We start from the raw sequence: 21,417 nt of genomic DNA on the forward strand, positions 1-21,417 counted from the left end.
TTAGCGAGCAGTCAACCTGCAACGTCAAGAACGCAAGGTATTAGCTTCGATATAGTCGAAATTAATATCCTCGCCTAATCCCGGCCGGGTGGGTAACGAGACATAACCGTCGCTGTCCATCGGGTCGATGATGCTATTGAGGTAAGCGGCTGGTTCATCATAATCAAGGAATGGATGCAACAACCCACGCTCATACCAGCGGCAGTTACGAATAGCACCGACAACGGCCAGATTTGGTGCACCGTTACCGTGAATTTCACAATCCATGCCAAAAGACTCCGCAAGATGGGCTACTTTCAAACAAGGGGTAATCCCGCCCACGCCCTGCACACCAGCGCGTAAAATATCGCAGGCACCGGCTTTTACCCAATCGGCACGGCTGAAGTATTTTCCTGCCAGACTTTCAGGGCCGATTATGTCTATCTGTAGGTTTTCTCGCAGCCAGCAATACGAAGCCATGCTCTGCTCTTCCATCGGCTCTTCAAACCAACTGAAATTCAGCTTTTGTAGTTCGCGGCCAATATAAAGTGCATCACTGCGGCTGTACCAATGGTAACCATCCAGCATCAACGCAATATCTGGCCCGACGGCTTCGCGTACCGCGGCACAGGCACGAACATCCATTTGTGGGCTTGGTGCAAAAGAGACGGGGGGCATCCAAGTATGCAACTTAATACCCTTATACCCTCTGGCAACCAGTTGCTCGGCAAAGCGGGCGTATTCATCCGGTGTGGAAAGCCCATCGGCTAATTCATCACCGCACATGGTGCTGCCGTAGGCCAACACTTTGTCGCGATACCCTCCAAGCAATTTATAGACCGGCTGACCCAGCTTGCGCCCCAACAAGTCCCAAATAGCCTGCTCGGCAATAGCCAGCGCCCGATCAGTTAACTGATTAGCACTGCCCCGCTGCCAATGGACCAAATCATTCCATAGCCGCTCACGATCAAAAGGGTTCTGCCCGATCAATACCTTTTTAAAGAAGCTGTTAATGATATGCGGACGAATCACTTCTGGTGGTGCAAATGCATAACCACAATCACCTTCATCAGTGGTCAAGGTCAGCATGGCCATTTTTGCCAATGACTCCTCGCCGGGATGCGAATGCCCTGCGGTATCGGAAACACGCCGGGTTGGATAAGAAAATACGGTCACATCTACTGATATTATTTTCACCTGATTACCTGCCTTTAGAGTTCATCTCGTGTTCAAAAGGAACAAGGGGATTTCACTGGTTCCTTCTGACTCCATGGCCGCTATCCCTGCAAGCTACGATGTCTAATCCCTTATTTTTAATAATGATTTGCACAAGCCAATTACTAGAACAACAGATCTTTTAAAATGGAATGATATTTCACTTGCTCAGTATTGAAGATAACACTCCATTAGTCATTAGGAAATTGGCTGCAAAAAAGGCAATAAAGGCGGGGTTTTTTGGGCAAATGCATAAATTGCTGTGAGCGCCATCACGATGAAATGGCGAGAAAGTGTTCGACTTCACAAAATCCTATTTGGCGATGCAGTGATCCATTCTGAGCGCTAAACAAATAACACCCGATTCATTTGCCTATTTTTCAATCAATAGACAAAGGCTATCTCAACGATAGGCAAAGCTGCCCCACTAGCTTGATAAAGGTCAACCATCGCTCAACGCAGCCCAGAGATAATCCCACTAAATAAATAAGGTTATTGACAGGATAAAAACCCTACACCCAGCGTCATTGGCGTTGCTGACCGGTAATGTCAAATACCAATGGGGATAAATGTGAAAGTGACTCATCACTTTCCACACAACAAAGGAGTGCTGCTGTGATAAGAAAATGGCTAATTGGCGGAGGTATACTCATAGTTGCAGGTTATCTGGCCGTAGCAGGTTATATCTACATGACCGATAACGCGCGCAGTAAGGCATTAATCAGTGAGGAGAAACCATTAAATAACAATGCTGCATCCTCAGTAAGCAACACAAAATTCACGAGTCAACAAATCAGTAATCTGTTTTACCAAAAGGGGTGCGATTATTGCCATACCAGCAGCGCGTCTCTCCCGTTTTATGCCGTTATTCCGGGCGTGAAACAATTAATGGATTACGATATTCAGCAAGGCAGCCAATATTTCTCATTGGAACCGACTTTATCGGCCATTAAAGAAAATCGTGCTGTACCGGAAGCTGATTTGGCGAAAATTGAATCGGCAATTGCCCGGGAACAAATGCCACCACAACGCTTCGAAGTTTTGCATTGGTCTTCCGGCATCAATGCTGATGAACGCAATCAAATACTTGATTGGGTAAAATCACAACGGGCAGAGCATTTCCCGTCCAACAGCAGTAGTGATATGCAGCATCTGACGCTGCAACCTCTCCCTGATGCCCTGCCGGTAGACAGTAAAAAAGTGGCATTAGGATCGCGTCTATTCCACGACCCAAGACTATCCAGCGATAACTCTATCTCTTGTGCCAGCTGCCACTTACTCACGAAAGGTGGGGTCGATAATCTGGCAACATCGACAGGGGTTGACGGCCAAAAAGGTGGCATTAACGCGCCGACAGTCTTCAATGCTGTGTTCAATGTTAATCAATTCTGGGATGGTCGTGCCGTTGATTTACAACAGCAAGCGGGTGGACCTCCGCTTAACCCAGTAGAAATGGCATCGGCCTCATGGGATGACATCATTCATAAACTGCAACAGGATCCGCAGTTAACTCAGGAATTTGTTCAAGTTTATCCGCAAGGTTATTCCGAACAAACCATTACTGACGCTATTGCCGAATTTGAGAAAACACTGACGACCCCAAATAGTCCTTTTGACCGCTATTTAAAAGGGGATGCGACTGCCTTAACGGCCAGCCAGAAAAACGGTCTGGCATTATTCCAGCAAAACAAATGTGATACCTGCCACGTGGGTAAAAATCTGGGTGGGCAGTCTTATGATTTAATGGGATTAAAAGGCAATTACTTCGCTGATCGACCAAGAGAGCTGACTGCCGATGATCATGGGCGCTTTAATGTCACCCAAGATCCTCGCGATATGCACCGTTTTAAAACGCCGGGTTTGCGCAATATTGCACAGACAGCACCTTACTTCCACGATGCTCAGGCCGAAGATCTGACTCAAGCAGTGGAGATGATGTTGAAATATCAAGTGGGAACCCAACTGCCACCACAGGATGTTAAAGATATCGTCGCCTTCTTGGAAAGCCTGACCGGAGAATATATTCCACATCAGTAACGAGCATTAATATTAAAAAATATCCGCAGTGTCATTTATCTGCGGATATCCTTCCTGCTGATATCATCCCCTCATCGCTCATATTCAGAATGATTAGCCAACGTTTGTCTTACTTAATTTAGAATTGATAGGATTATTCTTGTAAGTGACTGGTAAAAAATGAGTTTACGATAAAATACATTGCCTAAAAATAAGACCTCGGGCTATTCTCCCCCTTACTTATAACGAAATGTAACAGAGATTACCTAAGGAAAATAAGCATGGATCGTCGTACACTTTTAAAATCATCAGGTTTATTACTGGGTGGATTAACGTTAGGTAGCTTTATTCCTAGCGCTCAGGCAAAAAATACTAAAACACCGCCGCAAATACTGATACCCAGCGAACAGCACCCACTATTACTTAATTTTAATGAAAATTCGCTGGGAATGTCGCCTAAAGCACATCAGGCGATTATTGATGCCCTCCCCACTGCATTCCGTTATCCAGATGCTGCTCGCGAAAAATTGATTACCAATATTGCCACTGAATACCAACTCAAAGACGAGAATATTTCTTTAGGAAATGGCTCTTCAGAGACTATTCAGGCGGTAATTCAGGCTGTTATTCGTCAGGCTGAACAAGATAATACGCCGATTCAACTCGTGGTACCGGACCCAACGTTTAACTATGCCGAGCTATATGCCAAGCCTTTTGGTATCCCGATAGAAAAAGTCGTTTTAACTCAAGAAATGGCATTCGACCTGCCAGCAATGCAGAAGAAAGTCGCCGACTTCAATGGCCGCTCGATTGTCTATCTGTGTAATCCTAATAATCCGACCGCTACCATCACACCATCAAACCTTATTGATGATTGGGTTAAAAATGCCACACCAGAAACACTGTTTATTATTGATGAAGCCTATGCAGAGTTTGTGAATGATCCGGCGTTTCACAGTGCCATTGAGTTAGTCCAGGCGGGCCACAAGAATCTATTGGTAACCCGGACATTCTCTAAAATATTTGCGCTGGCGGGTCTAAGAATTGGGTATGGTATTGCGCACTCGCAACTGATTGCGGCAGTAGAAAACTTTGTCTCACTGGATAATACCAATACCGCAGGAGCCGTTGCAGCATTAGCCTCCTTGCAGGATAAACAGTTTGTACAACAAAGCCGTCAGTCTACTGATCAGGCACGCCGCATAGTCACTAAGGCACTGGACCAATTAAAATTGGCTTATCTGCCCTCACAGGCAAACTTCGTCTTTCACCAAATACCTGGCGATGTCAAAACTTATCAACAACGTATGAAGCAATATCATGTATTTGTTGGTCGTGAATTCCCACCCGCTGTTGGTTGGAACCGCCTGACATTAGGGACACCTGAAGAGATGGTGGCGTTTGTCACTGTATTGAAAATGTTCCGTGCTAACGGTTGGGTGTAACCGTCATTATCTCGTGTCATCAATTTATAAAAGGGAGGCCATTCCCTCCCTAAGCCCCTACAAACGCTTTTATAAAAATAATAGGAATAAAAATGAAGATTATCTCTCTGGGCATCATGATCGTGGCATTACTCAGCAGCCAACAAACCTTGGCAAAAAGCTGGCAGGAGATACAACAAAGCGGGGAACTGCGTATTGGTGTTCCTGGTGATTACGCGCCTCTGGCATTTCACGATAAGCAGGGACAGTTGGTCGGTTACGATATTGATATGGCAAAATCCCTCGGCGAGAGTTTGCAACTAAAAGTGAATTTTGTGCCAAGCAGCTGGCCAACACTTTCTGAGGATCTAGCAGCAGATAAATTTGATATTGCTATGGGCGGTGTCACAGAAACACCTGGCCGCGCGGCACAATTTGCCTTATCTAACCCAGTAGTTAAAAACGGTAAAATTGCATTAGCCAACTGCCAGCACGCTAAAAAATTCCCGACACTAGACGCTATCGATAATGAAGCGGTAAAAGTGATTGTGAATCCGGGGGGGACCAACCAATCTTTCGTCGATGCCAACATCAAGAAAGCACAAATTATCCGCACCAAAGATAATGTTGCCAATTTACAGGGTGTGCGAGATCAAAGTGCCGATATTATGTTCACTGATTTGATCGAAGGGGATTATTACCAGAGCAAAGAACCGGGCGTATTTTGTGTTGCGACGCCCGAAATACTCCCCGGTACCGGCAGCTACAAAGTGTATATGATGGCGAAAGATAATCAGCCGCTTCTTAGTGAAGTCAACCAATGGCTGAGTGGTGAGACAAAATCCACCTTAGCGCATAAGTGGAATATTTCCGAATAAGCCTCCATTAATCACCCACTATTTTTATCTTAAAACCATTGGAGCTACAGGTAGGCAGCAAACGAGTTCATCCCGATGAGCTGACTCAGGTCAGTGATTCGGGTGCATGAGAGTCGCTAACCCCCTGTAGCTTCAAGTAATAAAAGTACAACCCAAAGTAATTGGAGCTACAGGTAGGCAGCAAACGAGTTCATCCCGATGAGCTGACCCAAGTCAGTGATTCGAGTGCATGAGAGTCGCTAACACCCCTGTAGCTTCAAGTAATTTGGGTTTAAGCCGTTAATCCGCCATCCAACACTAACGCCTGCCCGGTCATATAACGACTATCATTGCCTATCATAAAAGCACTGACACGAGCGACTTCTTGCGCGTCACCTAAACGTCGTAACGGGATTTGCTTGCGTAATCCTTTTAAGGCTTCAGTCGGCATATTGCGTGTCATGTCGCTATCAATGATCCCCGGCAGCAAACAGTTTACCCGGATACCAAAGCGGCCCATCTCCAGCGCCAATGAGCGGCCCAAACCAATCATCGCGGCTTTACTGGCACCATATGCACTCTGCCCGATATTCCCCTTGATGGCAGTGACTGAAGACATCAGTAACACCGCGCCCTCACCTTGCATCATCATTGGTGGCAAGAGGTGCTTATTCCAGTAAAAAATAGCATTCAGATTGGTATCTATGACGTTACGCCAGTTATCACCATTCTGCTGAATGTGTAAGCCATCTCCTGTAATGCCAGCATTATGGATAACGGCACCAGGCGGGCCATATTTTTCTAACAATTGTGGGGCCAACACATCAACATCAGCTTCATTACTGCCATCGCAGCGATAGCTGGTCACTCGACCGGACAACTCTTCGCAGCTATCGATAACATCGTGGCTCTGTTGTTCACCATGACGCCAAGTAAAAACAACATCCCACTCTTTGGCTAGCTCTTCAACCAAGGCGCGGCCAATGCCACGGCTTCCCCCCGTAATTAACACCCATTGCCTGCTCATAATATTACTTCTTCTGCTCGGCCAGCTTCTGACAAAGCTCGCCTAATGTCATATCCGGGCTGTCCATAAACATCTCAGCGTTTAATGTTGCGCCGAATTCACGCTTTGCTAGCACCATCAACTCAACATAATCCAGGCTGTCGAGTTTTAACTGATGCAGTGGCATTTCAGGTGACAGCTCAGACATCTCCAAGTCTTTGGCGTCACACAACATTTCACATACGGTGTCATAAACGTGTTGATACTTTTCCATGGTCTTATCCTTTTTAATGCGCGGCTAACGGCCACGTTTTTAATGTTACAGCGGTGGTCATTAATGGCCCGATATCAGTTCGGGCCTGAATAGCCGAGCGCAGTACCCAGCCATCATCTGAATTACCGACAATCAGTGTCGGCTCGATGGCATAGTGCAGTGCGCTGCGGACAAATAGTTGTGGGTGGTTGATACGCAGTAAATCAGTACTGAAATGCACATCATGGTGAGTCTGAATAACCGGCACAGACTTAAAGATATCAATCAATGTCTCTGCCTGAATGCCCGGTAATACCTGTTTGGCCATAGCCAGTGTTTCTGGCGCTGCAACCAACAATTTAAACAATAACGCATCGAAAAAACCCCAACACTCAGCGGGTTGCGATACGTCACCCGGAAATTGCTGACTGAGTTGATAAACGTCATCGGCAGATAATGTGGCCCATGGTTCATTGTCAGTCTGTACTAGCGTGGGCGCACTACGCAGCTTGCTGTTAAAGCAATTTTCGCCATTTCCACTGCTCTTCAAATTGCCACTTACCTGCCCCGGCACTTGGCTGAGCTGTAACTGATACGGCGTATGGCACAATACCGGTTGACGTAAGCGCGCGGTAAAACGCAGAAAATCTGCGTCGGGTACGGCGCTTAATAACGCCGTACTGAGCTGATATTTGATATCCAGCATTGCGCGCATACCGTGGACAGTCAGTTGCTCCTGCCCCAGATGTTGTGCGTGCCGGAGATCAAAATGGATCGGGTTGTAATCGCCAGAAAACGCCGCCCAACGTTCTGCGTCACTGAGGCTGTAGTTGTAGTTAAAAACTGTATTAAAACTCATGTTCAATCCAACCCAATAACCAATGCCGCATTCGCCCCACCAAAACCGAAACTCAAGTTCAATGTGTTGCGTAGCACGCCCGACCGATGCCCTTCACTGATATAATCAAGGTCACATTGCGGATCCGCATTTTTCAAATTGCAAGTCGCAGGCATCAACTGATGTTGCAGTGCTTGTAAGCAGATAATGGATTCAAAGCTACCGGCGGCGGCAATCAAATGACCGGAATAGGATTTGGTGCTCGACAGTGGCGTGGTATAGGCCGCCTCACCAAATGCCTGCTTAATGGCTTGCGTTTCGTTCAAATCATTAAGCTGAGTTGAGGTGCCATGCAGGTTAACGTAGTCAATTTCATCCGCACTCAACCCTGCCTGCTGTAAAGCGTGTTGGATAGTTTTCACGCGCGCCACTTTATCTTCTGCAGGTGCAGTGAAATCAAAAGCATCGGAATAGTTACCGTAACCTTTTATCTCGCCAAGAATGTGAGCGCCACGGGCAATAGCGCCTTCCCGCTCTTCCAAACACAACACTGCCGCCCCTTCAGACAGCACAAACCCGTTGCGATCTAAGCTAAATGGGCAACTGGCTTTACTCGCCTCTTCTTGCTCACGCGCCAGCGCTCCCAAAATATCGATATTCCACACTGCGGCATCACTGCGCAGTGATTCACCCGCCCCAGCCAGCATCATTGTGGCTCGTCCACTGCGGATGATTTCAAAAGCATCACCAATGGCAATAGTCCCGGTGGCACAAGCAGCGATCGGTGAATTCTGATAACCGCGTAATCCCCAATACAAACTACACGCCGCAGTACCGGCATTCGGCATCGACAAGAAACAACCGAACGGTGTGCCCAGTCCAGTTTCTAAATAACCTTCATAGTTATCATGAGTTTCATCCTGACCTGCCCAACCACTGCCGATGATGGTGCCGCAATCGAGCAAGTCGTAGTAATCCGCTGGGGACTTTTCAGCAAATGCCATTGCCATGGCTTCTCGTGCTGCGGCCAGCGCTAATCGTGCATAGCGCGGCAAGCGGCGGCGTATTGCAGCAGGCACCGCTTTCAGATTAGGTTCCGCATCCAACAGGCCAAAAAATCGCGATTTGATGCCCTGTTCGGATTTATCGTAATAACGGTAACCCAATTGGTAATCCATAATCGCTGCCCAGCTTTGCTGCGCGGTCATGCCCATTGGCGTCACACTGCCATAACCGGTGACAACAACCCGGCGCTGTTTGATGCTATTTGTCATGATTTAATTCCTTTACTGTCCCGGCTGTTATCAACACCCCCGCCCAAAGCCAACCACAATTTCATGGTCGCGTTCAGGTAGTTATATTGAAGCTCAAGCAAATTGGTTTCACTGGTCAGCAGGGCATCCTGCGCATCCAGTAAGGTCTGAAATGAGACGGCGCCTGCTTGATATTGGCTATTGGTCAGGCTCAGTCGGCGTTGACTGAGTTGCAGGTTTTGCCACTGATTTTGTTTTTGTTGCTGATAACTGAGCCGCGCCGTCATCGCGTCGTCGACATCTTTAAGCGCGCTATAGACCTTGCTGCGAAAATTTACCGCAGCCAATTGCACATCCAACTTCGACTGGTCAATAGTGAGCTGCACGGTGTTCCACTGTAAGAAAGGCAGTGCGCTATTAACACTCAGCGTCCGACTAGGGTTGCTGAACCATTGTGAGAAGACAGCGCTGCCCGCATCCAGCGAGGCCCCCAACGACAGTGTTGGATAGAAATTCAGTTTCGCGACATCCGAACCCGCTAATGCAGCACGTAACCGCCACTCGGCGGCTTGCACATCGGGCCGCTGCGCAATCACCTGTAGCGGCAAACTCTCGGCGATCGGCACCTGTTGTTGTAAATCCAGTGCCTTGCGCTCGGCCTGACGATAATCCGGCGCGCGATTAAACAGTAGCGCCATGGCATTACGCGCAGCTTCCCGCTGCTGTTCAAGATTGTGATACTGGTTTTGACGATCCAGTAATGCCTGTTGTGCCTGCAACAGTTCTATTTCACTGGCATCCCCTGCCGCCAAGCGCGAACGCACGATATTAAGTGTGTCTTGCGAGATAGCCAACGCAGCCTGTTGGTAACCCAACTGCTGATTGAATTTAGTAATCTGCCAGTAGAGATCAGCGGTAGTGCCAATCAATGAAAGTGCGGTTTCCTGACGATCTTGCTCAGTGGCATTGACCAGCCAGGCAGATTGCTCACGCGCACGAGCCAGTTTGCCCCACAAATCCAGCTCGTAACTCAAGCCAAATGAGGTGCTATAACTTTCTCGTGGTTGAGTGTTTTCATTCAATGAGCGAGTATTGCTGCCGGTGCCCGTTAAGGTGACGCTCGGGTGCAAATTGGTATTAGTTAACCCCGCCGTCAAACGTGCCTGTTGTAATTTCAATCCGGCGGCAGCCAGATCGTTATTACTGAGCAACATGCGGTTGATGCTTTCAGACAATTGCGGATCATCGAAATTTTCCCACCAGTGCACACTGTGGTGCAGATAACCGCTACCACTGTCTTTAACTCGCCATTCGTCAGGTACTGACAGCATTGGCCGCTGATAGTCACTTTTCAGTAACGAGCCGCAACCGGTGAGTAGTAGGATAATTATCCCGGCGTTAATTAATTTGATCATTCTCGTGCCAGCGCCTCGGTTGGATGCAAACGCGCGGCATTGCGTGCAGGGAAAAAGCCAAATCCCAAACCAATAAGCGCAGAGAAACTACAGGCCAAGACCAACGGCGGCCAAGTGAAAACCATGGTAAAGGTCTGAGTCACCGAAGAGAAAATCACCCCTGCCAGCGCGGAACCCACAATACCAATCAGGCCACCAAGGGTGCAGATGACCACAGCCTCAATCAAAAACTGGAGCATGATGTCGCTCGGACGTGCGCCTACGGATAGACGAATACCAATTTCATGGGTGCGCTCTGTCACGGACACCAACATAATATTCATCACACCTACCCCCCCCACCAGCAGAGAAATTGCCGCTATGGAGGTGATCAGCAGTGTCATGGAGTCAGACGTTTTCTGAATCGCCTTGCTCATCTGGTCATTGTTCAGAATAAAAAAGTCCCGCTGACCATGAGCCTGCTCCAGTAGCTTTTCGACATCATTTTGCACGTCATTAAGGTTGTAACCTTCACGCACCCGCACCGCTATTGACTCCAGTGGAATATCCCCCGAAATACGCTCGGTCAGAGAGGTGTATGGCATCCAGGCAGCCAATAATCCGCCGAATGACGAACCGCCGTGCTTGGCGACCCCCATGACGCGTAATGGAATGCCACCGAGTTGCACGATTTCGCCTATTGGGTTTTCCCCTGCGGCAAATAGTGTGTCACTGAGCTCCGGTTGTAAAATGACCACCGGCTCACGCGCATTCACATGGTGCTGGGTAAAATCTTCACCCGCCGTGAAATTCAGTCCTTTCACCTGAAAATAGCCATTGCTAACCCCAGAGAGCGACACCATCACTTGCTTATCACCACGTACTGCCGTCACCATTTTACTTACCACCGGTGACAAACTATCGACATAGGGTTGGCGGCCTAACAGCTCGACATCTCTTTGCGAAAGTGCACGTTCAAAGTCTGGGCGAGGTTTATCCCAACCCAACCCAGGGCGAATGTCCAGATTACTGGTTCCCAGCTGGCTGATTTCGTTGAGAATTTCCTGTCGCGCACCTTCCCCTACGGCCATTGAGGACACCACCGAGGAGATGCCGATAATAATGCCGAGCATCGATAAAAAAGCACGAATACGGTGCCCCAGTAGTGAGCGCCAGGCCATTTTGATAGCCTCTCTAACACTCAACCACCAGTGCGGGCGACCCGTGGCGACCGTGGCGGGCAGTGCGGCGTTGACCGCCGCCGCGCCGATGGCTTCATTATTGTTATCGGCAATAATTTCACCGTCGCTTATCTCGATAATACGCTGTGCCTGATTGGCGATATTGCGGTCATGGGTCACGATAATAATGGTGTGCCCGGACTGATGCAGGCCGTGCAAAATCCCCATTAGCTCCTGCCCACTGGCACTATCTAGCGCACCGGTCGGCTCATCAGCCAAGATAATACCGGCACCATTCATCAGCGCGCGGGCAATACTGACGCGCTGCTGTTGCCCGCCAGAAAGCTGTGCCGGTTTATGTAGCAAATGTTGACCAAGACCTAAACGGCGCAGCAGATAAGTGGCGCGTTCCTGACGCTCGGCCATACTCATGGCGGTATAAAGCGCGGGGATCACCACATTTTCAGTCGCTGTTAAATACGGCATCAAGTGATAGCGTTGAAAAATAAAACCGATATATTGGCTGCGTAACTGCGCAAGTTGCTCGCTGCTGGCCTGACGCGTCGGGATGTCATGAATCGACATCTCCCCCTGCGTCGGTTTATCTAAGCAACCAATAATATTCATCAGCGTTGATTTACCCGAGCCGGAAGCACCAATAATCGCAACCATTTCACCGCGATGAATCGACAGTGAGATATTCTTGAGCACCGCAACAGAGGCAGTACCGGAAGCGAAATGGCGATAAATCCCCTTGAGTTGGATCAACGGGTTACCGTGGATGTCACCGGGATGAACCGTATTAACGTCCATTGCTCACTCCCGATGGCGTGCCCATCAATACCACCTGATCACCTGGTTCTAGCCCCTCTTTGACCTCGGCATACTGCGCATCGCGCAGCCCCAGAGAGACCCAGCGCACCCGCTTCTGTTTGTCTTTGATAATCTGGACTTGATAGCGTTTATTCGCGTTTGGTGCTAAACCAGATTGCGGTGCACCGAGAGCCGACAATGGCACGCGCAGCACATTTTTAGCTTGTGCGGTAATAATGAAGACCTGTGCCGTCATTGATGTGCGCAATAGCCGCTCATGGTTAGCAATGCTGAATATGCCGTTGTAATAAACCGCAGAAGGCTGTTGGTTGTTTGCTTGCCCAGAACTCTCTTCGCGTAAGCTGTCTGCGGACGCTTCCTGAATGGCATCCATCTGGCTTTCGTAGCGACGTTCAGGATCAGCTACCACATAGAACCACAGCGGTTGCCCAGCATGGACTTTGAGTATGTCGGTTTCTGAAATGCGTGTTTGTACCGTCATGGTATCGACATTGGCCAATACCAGAATGGTCGGCGCAGTCTGTGAGGAAACAATAGTTTGCCCCTCTTTGGTGACGATCCCCAGCACTTCACCATCAATCGGTGCCAAAATACGAGTAAAGCCCAGATTGGCTTTTGCGGTTTCCAGTGCCATTTGGCTTTGTACAATTTGAGCGTCGTTAACATGCAATTGTGCTAACTGACTGTCATATTGCGCCTGCGCTTTTTCCAGCGTACTTTTTACACCAGATCCCTCTTTTGCCAGCGTCTGTTGACGACGAAACTCAAGCAGATATTGGCGCAACAATGCCGCCGACGCCTGTTTCTGCGCCTGCGCACTTTGTAATTCAGCCTCTGATTTACGCAATTCGTTTTGCTGCAAGGTCGGGTCAATTTCAGCCAACAACTGACCACGAGTGACGCGGTCGCCCTGTTTGACATACAGCTTGGTTAACTGCCCATTGACCTGTGCGCCCACATTGACCTGCAATGAGGGCTTTAAACTGCCGGTTGCCATGACATTGCGTTCAATATCACCACGACTAATTGTTTCGGTTAACGGTGGCGTATCTTGCGAACCGCCCGATAACAACAGTGCCGCCAGTGCGCCAATCGCCAGCAAAACGATAACCAATAGGGCGAGTGATAGCCGCTGCTTCTTGTTCAACATGTTAATACGCATCAGTTAACCGCCGCAGGAGTGAGGTGAGCGGAGGCCACAGGTTGAATGCAGCTAACCAGTTGGCCATCATTTAAGCGGAAAACTCGGTCAAACATCGGCAGCACGCTTTCACTGTGAGTGACGGTGATCAATGTTTTTTGGTATTCGCGGCAATGGGCCAATAACGCCTGCATTACCTGCTGGGCGGTATTTTCATCCAGATTGGCGGTGGGTTCATCCAATACCAAAACCGGGCAATCACTGTACATGGCGCGAGCCAGTAGTAGCCGCTGGCGCTGCCCTAAAGAGAGTGCGGCATGGCTTTCACGTACCAACGCACTGAGACCACCGGGCAATTTATCGATGACATGGGCCAATTGCAGCCCTTGCAGCGAACGTTCAATACGCTGGCGTTTGCTCGCGTCTAGATGCCCATCAAACAAAGTGATGTTTTGTAATACCGAGGCGTTGAACAGAATATCTTCCTGACTTTGCAGGAAAAACAACGAATGAGCCTGCTGGAAATCCACCGGTTCACCATCCACGATCACTTGCCCTTGCTGTGGTGGCATCAATCCGGCCATCACTTTCAGCAAGGTACTTTTTCCAGCACCGGACTCACCGACAATCGCCACGCTTTGTCCACGCGTCAGAGACAGTGACAAGTCACGTAATACCGGCTGACGGGCATCATAGGCAAAGCGAAGATTCTGATAAACCAACTGATGGTTAAACTCCGGTGGTGCTTTGGGTACCGCAGAGCTTTTTTCCGGGGCCGATGACTGCCCTGCGGGGAACAAATCGCGCGCGCGAATATCAATTACGTGCAATTGGTTCTTCTGCAAAATGGCATAGAAGATTTTGGTGATGTAAGAGGTGAAAATTTCACGCACAAAACTGTAGGCAAAAAACTCGCCCAAACTCAATGTGCCTTGCTTTAACAATGGCAACGCCAGCAGCATGAAGAACACCATTTCCAAACTGCCGATGAGCTGATAGAGGCTATTTTTGACCTGGTCGTAGATTTTCTTCTTCTGTAATGCGGTAAATAATGACAGCGCCAAACCGGCGAATACCCCTTGGCGTTGGCTGGATAAACCGGCAGATTTAATGGTGGAAAACCCCTGAATGGTTTCCAGAATAAAATCACTTTGCTCGGCACCTTTCACCTGTAACTGCTGGGTGTAATAGCGGTCACGGTAGATGGCCCAAATACTGATAAGCCCCATCAGCATCACACCAATAGCCGATACCATCGCCAACAATGGACTCATATAACACATCACGGCCAATGCAATCGCGCCGATTATCCAGTCAGTCCGCAGGCCATTATCCAACTCAATTTTTTGTGTCGCGGCCATTTGCCAGTTTGAGAACCGACTGAAGATGTCACCAGGCGCCCGCTTATCAAAGAAGTTAAGCGAGTGACTAAGTAATCGGGAGAAACCCGCCACACTGTTCAGCACCACAAAATGTTTAATATAGCGCTCGGTGATATATCGCACGGCAAAAGCCAGTGACGTCGAAACCACAAAGGCTAAGAGAAAATAGAAATAGGGAAAATCTTTATCGCCAGCGGAGGAAAATACGTCATTAATGGCGCTACTGACCATCGTCGGCATAATAAACAGCGTCAGGGAGATCAAAAATGCCAGCGTCATCAGCCAGTAGATCCCTCGGATATTCGCCGTCTCCTTCAAGCTCATGCAGTCGAGCGCACTGAGTCGTTTACTGTGTTCGATTTTTTTCACCGCGTCTGAGTCTGCTGGCGTGTCAGGATCCAGTACTAACGCATAACCGCTGATTTCTGCTTTTAAAGCATCCATGGGTAGCAGTTGCTGCCCAATCGCGGGGTTCATGACGCAGACATAGTTGCCTTGGCGATAAGCAAGCAGCACATAATGGTTGGCACCATAATGCAAGATAGCCGGCAGCGGTAAAGCCGACAGCTCTTGATGTTCAAACACCACTGGGTAAGCCGGTATGGCCAGCTCAGATAAAATAGTACAAAGCGTGGCCAGAGATGTGCCATGCCCTGAGGCAGGATAACGCTCACGCAAGCTTTCCAGCGGGGCATTGATGCCTTGGGTCTGTGCCAGCATCGAAATACAGGCCAATCCACATTCATTGGTTTCGCTTTGAAAAACGAGCGTTGGGATTATCTTTTCCATTTTCTACTATTCTTCGTAAGTGACATTATTCATTAATAAAAAACAATGAATGTGAGTGCCATAACAGCCAGTCTTGTGGGTGCTGCGTCATTGATATTTCAATCAATTCAGGGAGTCTTTTTTTCACTTCCCGAGCATTAAGCGATGGATAAATATGGATTTTTATTCCTTTGTCGTAATACAGATAATAAAAAACCACTTGCGCTGAAAGTGCTCTGGCAAGACGGATAATGCCACTGTGTAAATTGGCCGGACGACTGAACAGATGACAGGGCATTTTTGCCGTTTCTGTCGTCTGGTTATTGATGGTGTAATCCGGCGTAATATCCGGAAAAATCATAATATTTCGCTTATGCTCTGCGGCTTCCATAATGGCATCCATCAGGTTGCCAGCAATGGCACGGCTATCTGCATGAATAGAGCAATAAGAGATATTCACCCCACCCATTTGCCGAGCCTGCTCTTCATAAGCTTCTGCGCTAGCAGAGACCACCACCGTCGCCTGGCCGGGATACGCGCCTGCGCCCACCATCCCTGCAAGCACATCAGAGACCATATGTAACGGTGCCAAAATAACTGGCGAACCGGCCTCGTGCAGTGCTTTAACGTGACTGTCTAATTGCTCGGTGCATGCAGCCAATTGCGCTAAAACACGCCGATTTTGTCCAAAAGTCGCGGCTAATTCCAATATCTGACGGCGCTGGGCGGTACGGATAAAGTTCCGTGCCGATGGGCTTTTCTGACCGTTCAACAAGCACTGGCTATTGGCCTCGGCCACCAGAGCCAGATTCTTCTGCTGGCGTGACGACAAACCGAAAGCCCGGCGCAAAGCACCGAGCATCAGTAAAAAGCGATAATCACCGTGCCGTAATATCCCGATAGCCAGTTTGGCCTGCAAGCGGGCAAATACCTGCCCACTGAAAGCCAACTTATCCAACTGGTTTCTCCAGGCGAAATAACCCCATACGGCTAACAGTCTCATTATTTCTCCAGCGCCTTGTCGTGCTCGAGTAATGACAAGAGGTGATCCGAGAACGCAGGGAATTCACGATCCTGTAACGCTATCCATTTTTTGCCGACAATAAAGGTTGGCGTCGCATCAACGTTGTAATGGGCGGTCACCGCAGTCATATAAGCAATCAGTTCTTTAACCTGCGCTGACTGACTAACTTGCTGGTATTTAGCGACATCAATGCCATTGGCTATCAGCCAAGCTTCAAGCTTGCTGTTATCGCTAAAATCGATGTTGTCTTCGAGTACCGCTTTGTAGGCGCTCGCCCGATGCTGAGATTCAATACCCATCACAGATAAGGTGGCAAACATCGGTGCAAAACGCCCCAAACCGGTCGTCTTATCACTGCTGATATGCAGGCGAACAAAACGAGTACCTTCTGGCATGCGACGTTCTAATTGGGCGACATTATCTTCGTTAATGGCACAGTAATGGCAGCCATAAGAGAAGATTTCGATGATGCTTTTATCATCTTTAATCGGGCTATTTTCGATTTCACTACTACTAATAGAAAACAGGCTTTCCTGCGGATCCTGATTGAGCACGAAATAATGGAAACAGGCCGTTGTTATCAATGAAGAAATAATAATAACTAACAGTGTGTAGCCTATGAAGAATCCCTTACTTCTAAACAGACCTTTTTGGGCAGCCCCATTATTTATAGACATAGTAAGTTGTATTCACAATCAGGGTTCAGGTAAGACATAAACAGGGTCAAATCACCGTTATGTCCGAGAAATAACATCTTTAACATTCATCTAATGCGAAAATTCTTGAATTTAAGCATCGGTGACATAATAAAAAAATAAATCAGGCAAGCACAGCAACTCACCCCGTACTTGCCTGTAGGGTATCGTTAAACATTAATAAAATTAACGAAGGCTTAATTTGCCATGCCCAAAATAAATCGAGTTGCAGGAAAGCGACAAGCTAGATAATTCCGATGAACTTACTGTGGTAAGTGATTCGGATTATTAAGCGTAGCCAACGTACATGCAGCTTGAAATAAGGCGGGTATATCTTAACGGCAATTTGCTACGCTAGTTGGTGCAGCAGTGCGGCTAACAACTTTACCGTGCTTGTCAGTACAAGTAGTAATAGCTTGGCAAGTCAATGTGGTGCTACCAGTCAGCCACTCATAAGTATCTTTACAAGTTTGACCAGTACCGCCAACGATTGTATTGGCATCAGCCATGTTCATTTTTTTCATGAGAAACCCTTTAAAAGAGAATAAAAATTTATAGCCTATTATTTAATAGCCCATTGAAGTATGCGTTTTGAATATTAGGTAAACCCTGATACTCAATTAATCCAACGCAGAGAATTTATACTACATTAACAAAGATAATTACAGCAAAAATAACATTTATTTATTCTAAAATTAATACATAAATAAATGCCACGAGGGTTCGCTGCCATATTTAAATAACAGTAAACAAACCTCGCTTTATGAATATAAAAATAATAAAACTAAAACGCTATTTTATATTCATAATAATTATGCACTCAACCGGTGAGTGCATATATATCTGAGTTTAAAGATACGACATAATCACAACTCCACTGCCACTAAACGTACCAGCATCAGGTAATGCTGCCGCGTGAAGTGTTGATTCAATCAAGAAAGAGGTATTCCCGACATTACCCGTGACTGTCACACCATTGGATAAATCTTGCCCAGAAACTTTTAATGTCGATGTGAGATTGCCATTTTGTCCCATAGGGATGCTTTTGCCCCCTACCAAAGTCAACTTCAGCGATGTTGTGGCAGTGCAGTTGATGATTAATGGTTCACTTTTTATTGCACCATCAACAGTTTGCTGGTTAAGCGAACCATAATTGATATAGACATCACCCGTAATATCACAAGTTTCTGGTGTGGGTGGAACTGCACCACAATAAGAGCCTGGGATGGATTGACCGGTAAAGTTAATATCATTACTGCCTTGCCAATACATGACACCAAAGCAAGTGCCCGCCGCGCGCAATTGGTTTGTGGTTGTCGTTGCCCAACTACCGGAGGTGCCATTTTGAGCAATAAATGCCGTTCGCATATCTTGGGCGGTTGCGCCACGAGAAACAATGACACGCGTTGAGGCATAAGAGGGGTTCGCGCACAATTCATCAATATCACTTGAATAGTGACATATTGCGACAGAACAAGATGTGGAATTACACAGTACCCCGGTTAATTCTTCGCTCGGCCACGAAAAAGTTCCTTGATATTGAGTCCCTACTCGCGTCTGTGTCGAAACCCAAGCACTGGCCTGGCTATAAAGCGGCAATAAGAATAACCCGCAAGCGATTAACCCACCAAAAAGATGACTTAACCGTATAGCCGGCTGCTCTATTTGTTTAAGTTCCATGGTTTATGTCCATATATTAATAGTATCAATCTGCCGCATATTAATAATATTGCAGGTTAAAAGTGGCGACTGCACTGAACTCACCGCGTTTAATTGTGCGTTGAGTTATTGCTTGAGGTTCACCCCGCACATAGGCTTTTAAGGTGATAATATTATTACCCACAGTCAGCCCAATATCGTCACTGGATTGATTTAATAGCAAAGGCTTACCGGCCAATGTTTCAAGACCAATACCGATACCAACATCATTACCATCGACGGCTAATAACCCCGGCAAATTAGCGTTATCATTACCCGTGAATATGATATTAGCTGTCGTCCCTAAACTGACGTCACAATCAACCAAATGTATTTGAAACTGTTTGCCTAAAGTTCGTTGATTCGAATAAAGATATTTATCGACCACTGTACCAAAGTTCAAACTAATGGCTTCATCACCTGGGCGAATCGTGCAAGGTTCAGCGACTAATGCACCATGAAAACGCATATTGTCTACCGCGGATACTGGCAGGGTCCCAATAATATGCAGAACCAATGCGCTTAAAATATAACGTCCATGGCGTGTCAGCAGATTTAAATTAGCCATTATGTTATCCTATTGGTAATCCACTAATAACGTAGCGGTAGCCTCAAAACTCCCTTCACTTAATGTCGCGCCCGTCGCTTGGACAGGAACTGCCTGAAGCGTCGGCGGATTATTTTTGTCATAAGCAATCCGTGTATTCAGTGTGAAAGGGGCACCATTTCTCAGTATACGAATGCCCAGATCGGGGATATTGGTTTGTATTGCAGAGAGATCAAATGTGGTAACAGATGCACTCACTATCGTCAGACCTAATTCCAAGCTGCTGCTTACCGCTTCGCACGTCACACTGTAAGGCACGGTCTGGGTATAATTAATTCCATCAATTTTCTTCACCCCCAGATTTTCACCAAAGGGCACATCAATGGTATTTCCACCGCTGATGACACAAGGCGGCGGGTTAATTAATGTGCCGGAAAACTGCATATTGTCCGCATGTGCTAACGAGCAGCTGAAGGCCAAAAACATAGCGACGGTACAGCACGAAGTGAGTGAATTCATATTCATTACTGGTACTCCACAACCAAGGTCGCTGTGCCGGAAAAATATCCTGTGCTTAACGTCGAATTTATCTGCTTAACCGGTACTGCCTGTAATACAGGGACAGCCGGGTAGGTAAAATTAAATTCGCTATTCAGCGGCAATTCCTGACCACTTCGCATCAATTTGATCCCCAGATTCGCATTACTGGTTCTCAGAACGGCGGTATCAAAACTCGCCCCATTGCCCTTGATGCTCATTTTCAGCGCATTGGTTGCCGCCGCAGTACAGTCCAAGGTGTAGGTCACTGGCTTCATATACTGAATACCATCAATATTTGACGTCAGGAGGTCATCACCAAAGTCGACGTTAATGTTGTTATTGCTGTTAATGACGCAAGGTGGCGCTGCAAAAATATTGACCGAGACCGTCACCGTCGCCGTCTTATTTAATGCCCAAACTGGGCTGCTAAATAATGTCGTCGTTCCTACGATGGCCGTCATCCCAATCATGGCTTTCATGACCATCGGGGTCAGCCGGGTAACTATTCCCTTACAAACAACAGCCATCCCATATTCCTTATTGCTATTATGACCCCACGAAAGCTGTTGCTATTTGACGCTTTCAACCACAGAACAAGTGCTACCCGTACAACCAAAGATCAGTTTTGGACGGCCACCGAAATCATTGACATACGTCAACACGGGTTTGCTGCCCAATGCTGCTGCACTCACTTCCAACATGCCTTGTGACTTTGGAGCAATCATCAGTGGTTTGAAGCCCGCAGCGGTTTTCCCGGTTTTGCTCTCACTGGCATCCACCAGCGTGACGTAATATGGCGTCGGGTTATTAACCTGATAACGATCACCCTGACGTGTCAGCTTTAATTTTTCCTGCCAAGGTGTCGACATATCAGCCTTTTGTGGCACGATGCTGGCGGGACGATAAAAAAGTTTGATGCGTGTTTGCAGCGCAATTTGTAAAGTATTGGGTTTGTCCGACCGTGGTGGAATTTCACGCAGGTTAAAATAGAACAGTGTTTCCCGGTCTTGCGCCAACTGACTTACCACCGGCAGTGTTTGTATTTTTAACTGGCTAAGTGCACCTGGCTCAACACGCTGAACCGGTGGGACCACCGTCAATGGCGTATTAATTTTGTTACCCTGCTCATCTTCAATCCAGCCCTGCGCCAGATAAGGCAGTTGCTTATTCTGGTTGCTGATATTCAAGCTGATCGACTTATCACCACCATTAATGATCGCTCGGGTTCTGTCCAAAGCGATCGCTGCCGTGGCTTGCTGTGCCATAAGTGCCGTCACCAAAACGGTGGTGATACGCAGTTTGCTAGTCAATTTCATTACCTTTCCCTTCGAATTAATTGTGTTAGAACCTGCCGATAGCGCTCACCATTAAT

Annotated in this window: 20 protein-coding genes; 3 read left to right on the forward strand and 17 right to left on the reverse strand. The window is 47.5% G+C overall.

Going from position 1 to position 21,417, the window contains the following annotated elements; translation table 11 throughout:
* Positions 1-24: 24 nt before the first annotated feature.
* Positions 25-1,176 carry a mandelate racemase family protein gene (locus HUZ92_RS05355; RefSeq protein ID WP_050100301.1) on the reverse strand — a complete coding sequence of 384 codons (1,152 nt, stop codon included), beginning with the start codon at positions 1,174-1,176 and terminating at the stop codon, positions 25-27.
* Between the two features lie 633 nt (positions 1,177-1,809).
* On the opposite strand from HUZ92_RS05355, the gene HUZ92_RS05360 reads away from it, so the two are divergent.
* The 3 genes from HUZ92_RS05360 (at position 1,810) to HUZ92_RS05370 (ending at position 5,512) form a co-directional block, all read left to right on the forward strand.
* Positions 1,810-3,231 carry a cytochrome c peroxidase gene (locus HUZ92_RS05360; protein ID WP_050100303.1) on the forward strand — a complete coding sequence of 474 codons (1,422 nt, stop codon included), beginning with the start codon at positions 1,810-1,812 and terminating at the stop codon, positions 3,229-3,231.
* A gap of 260 nt (positions 3,232-3,491) precedes the next feature.
* The gene (locus HUZ92_RS05365; protein ID WP_050140521.1) at positions 3,492-4,655 is read left to right on the forward strand and encodes a pyridoxal phosphate-dependent aminotransferase; all 1,164 of its coding nucleotides are present in this window, start codon (positions 3,492-3,494) and stop codon (positions 4,653-4,655) included.
* A 92-nt stretch (positions 4,656-4,747) separates the two neighbouring features.
* Positions 4,748-5,512, forward strand: a complete 765-nt coding sequence (locus HUZ92_RS05370) for a transporter substrate-binding domain-containing protein (protein ID WP_050100306.1) — start codon at positions 4,748-4,750, stop codon at positions 5,510-5,512.
* Between the two features lie 271 nt (positions 5,513-5,783).
* On the opposite strand, the gene HUZ92_RS05375 is transcribed toward HUZ92_RS05370, so the two are convergent.
* From HUZ92_RS05375 to HUZ92_RS05450, 16 genes are all read right to left on the reverse strand, one after another.
* Entirely contained in the window at positions 5,784-6,518 is a 735-nt protein-coding gene (locus HUZ92_RS05375) for an SDR family NAD(P)-dependent oxidoreductase (RefSeq protein WP_050140517.1), read from the reverse strand.
* Between the two features lie 4 nt (positions 6,519-6,522).
* Positions 6,523-6,771, reverse strand: coding sequence for an acyl carrier protein (locus HUZ92_RS05380; RefSeq protein WP_050100310.1), 249 nt, complete (start codon positions 6,769-6,771; stop codon positions 6,523-6,525).
* A 13-nt stretch (positions 6,772-6,784) separates the two neighbouring features.
* Complete coding sequence (locus HUZ92_RS05385) at positions 6,785-7,609, reverse strand: hotdog family protein (RefSeq protein WP_050100312.1); 825 nt, start codon at positions 7,607-7,609, stop codon at positions 6,785-6,787.
* 2 nt (positions 7,610-7,611) lie between these two features.
* Positions 7,612-8,862: a beta-ketoacyl-[acyl-carrier-protein] synthase family protein gene (locus tag HUZ92_RS05390; RefSeq protein WP_050100313.1), complete on the reverse strand. Its 1,251-nt coding sequence runs from the start codon at positions 8,860-8,862 to the stop codon at positions 7,612-7,614.
* On the reverse strand, positions 8,859-10,256 hold the full coding sequence (locus HUZ92_RS05395) for an efflux transporter outer membrane subunit (RefSeq protein ID WP_145580062.1): 1,398 nt from the start codon (positions 10,254-10,256) through the stop codon (positions 8,859-8,861). Before HUZ92_RS05395 ends, HUZ92_RS05390 begins: the two co-directional genes overlap by 4 nt.
* Positions 10,253-12,229 (reverse strand): ABC transporter permease, encoded by a 1,977-nt coding sequence (locus HUZ92_RS05400; RefSeq protein WP_145580061.1) that lies wholly within the window; start codon positions 12,227-12,229, stop codon positions 10,253-10,255. Before HUZ92_RS05400 ends, HUZ92_RS05395 begins: the two co-directional genes overlap by 4 nt.
* On the reverse strand, positions 12,219-13,412 hold the full coding sequence (locus HUZ92_RS05405) for an efflux RND transporter periplasmic adaptor subunit (protein ID WP_050140510.1): 1,194 nt from the start codon (positions 13,410-13,412) through the stop codon (positions 12,219-12,221). Before HUZ92_RS05405 ends, HUZ92_RS05400 begins: the two co-directional genes overlap by 11 nt.
* The gene (locus HUZ92_RS05410; protein WP_145580060.1) at positions 13,412-15,562 is read right to left on the reverse strand and encodes a peptidase domain-containing ABC transporter; all 2,151 of its coding nucleotides are present in this window, start codon (positions 15,560-15,562) and stop codon (positions 13,412-13,414) included. Before HUZ92_RS05410 ends, HUZ92_RS05405 begins: the two co-directional genes overlap by 1 nt.
* A gap of 25 nt (positions 15,563-15,587) precedes the next feature.
* Entirely contained in the window at positions 15,588-16,544 is a 957-nt protein-coding gene (locus tag HUZ92_RS05415) for a lysophospholipid acyltransferase family protein (protein WP_050100317.1), read from the reverse strand.
* Positions 16,544-17,242, reverse strand: a complete 699-nt coding sequence (locus tag HUZ92_RS05420) for a DsbA family protein (RefSeq protein ID WP_080985795.1) — start codon at positions 17,240-17,242, stop codon at positions 16,544-16,546. The genes HUZ92_RS05415 and HUZ92_RS05420 overlap by 1 nt, the downstream gene beginning before the upstream one ends.
* Positions 17,243-17,595: 353 nt before the next feature.
* On the reverse strand, positions 17,596-17,784 hold the full coding sequence (locus HUZ92_RS05425) for a DUF4762 family protein (protein ID WP_050100319.1): 189 nt from the start codon (positions 17,782-17,784) through the stop codon (positions 17,596-17,598).
* A gap of 325 nt (positions 17,785-18,109) precedes the next feature.
* Positions 18,110-18,940, reverse strand: a complete 831-nt coding sequence (locus HUZ92_RS05430; protein WP_145580059.1) for an MrpH family fimbial adhesin — start codon at positions 18,938-18,940, stop codon at positions 18,110-18,112.
* A 40-nt stretch (positions 18,941-18,980) separates the two neighbouring features.
* Entirely contained in the window at positions 18,981-19,526 is a 546-nt protein-coding gene (locus HUZ92_RS05435) for a fimbrial protein (protein ID WP_050100323.1), read from the reverse strand.
* A 9-nt stretch (positions 19,527-19,535) separates the two neighbouring features.
* Positions 19,536-20,030, reverse strand: a complete 495-nt coding sequence (locus HUZ92_RS05440; RefSeq protein ID WP_050100325.1) for a fimbrial protein — start codon at positions 20,028-20,030, stop codon at positions 19,536-19,538.
* Positions 20,030-20,572, reverse strand: coding sequence for a fimbrial protein (locus HUZ92_RS05445; RefSeq protein ID WP_145580058.1), 543 nt, complete (start codon positions 20,570-20,572; stop codon positions 20,030-20,032). Before HUZ92_RS05445 ends, HUZ92_RS05440 begins: the two co-directional genes overlap by 1 nt.
* A 42-nt stretch (positions 20,573-20,614) precedes the next feature.
* On the reverse strand, positions 20,615-21,361 hold the full coding sequence (locus tag HUZ92_RS05450; protein ID WP_174846795.1) for a fimbria/pilus periplasmic chaperone: 747 nt from the start codon (positions 21,359-21,361) through the stop codon (positions 20,615-20,617).
* Positions 21,362-21,417 lie beyond the last annotated feature (56 nt).

The sequence above is a fragment of the Yersinia vastinensis genome, assembly GCF_902726565.1.
In the GTDB taxonomy this organism is placed as follows: domain Bacteria; phylum Pseudomonadota; class Gammaproteobacteria; order Enterobacterales; family Enterobacteriaceae; genus Yersinia; species Yersinia vastinensis.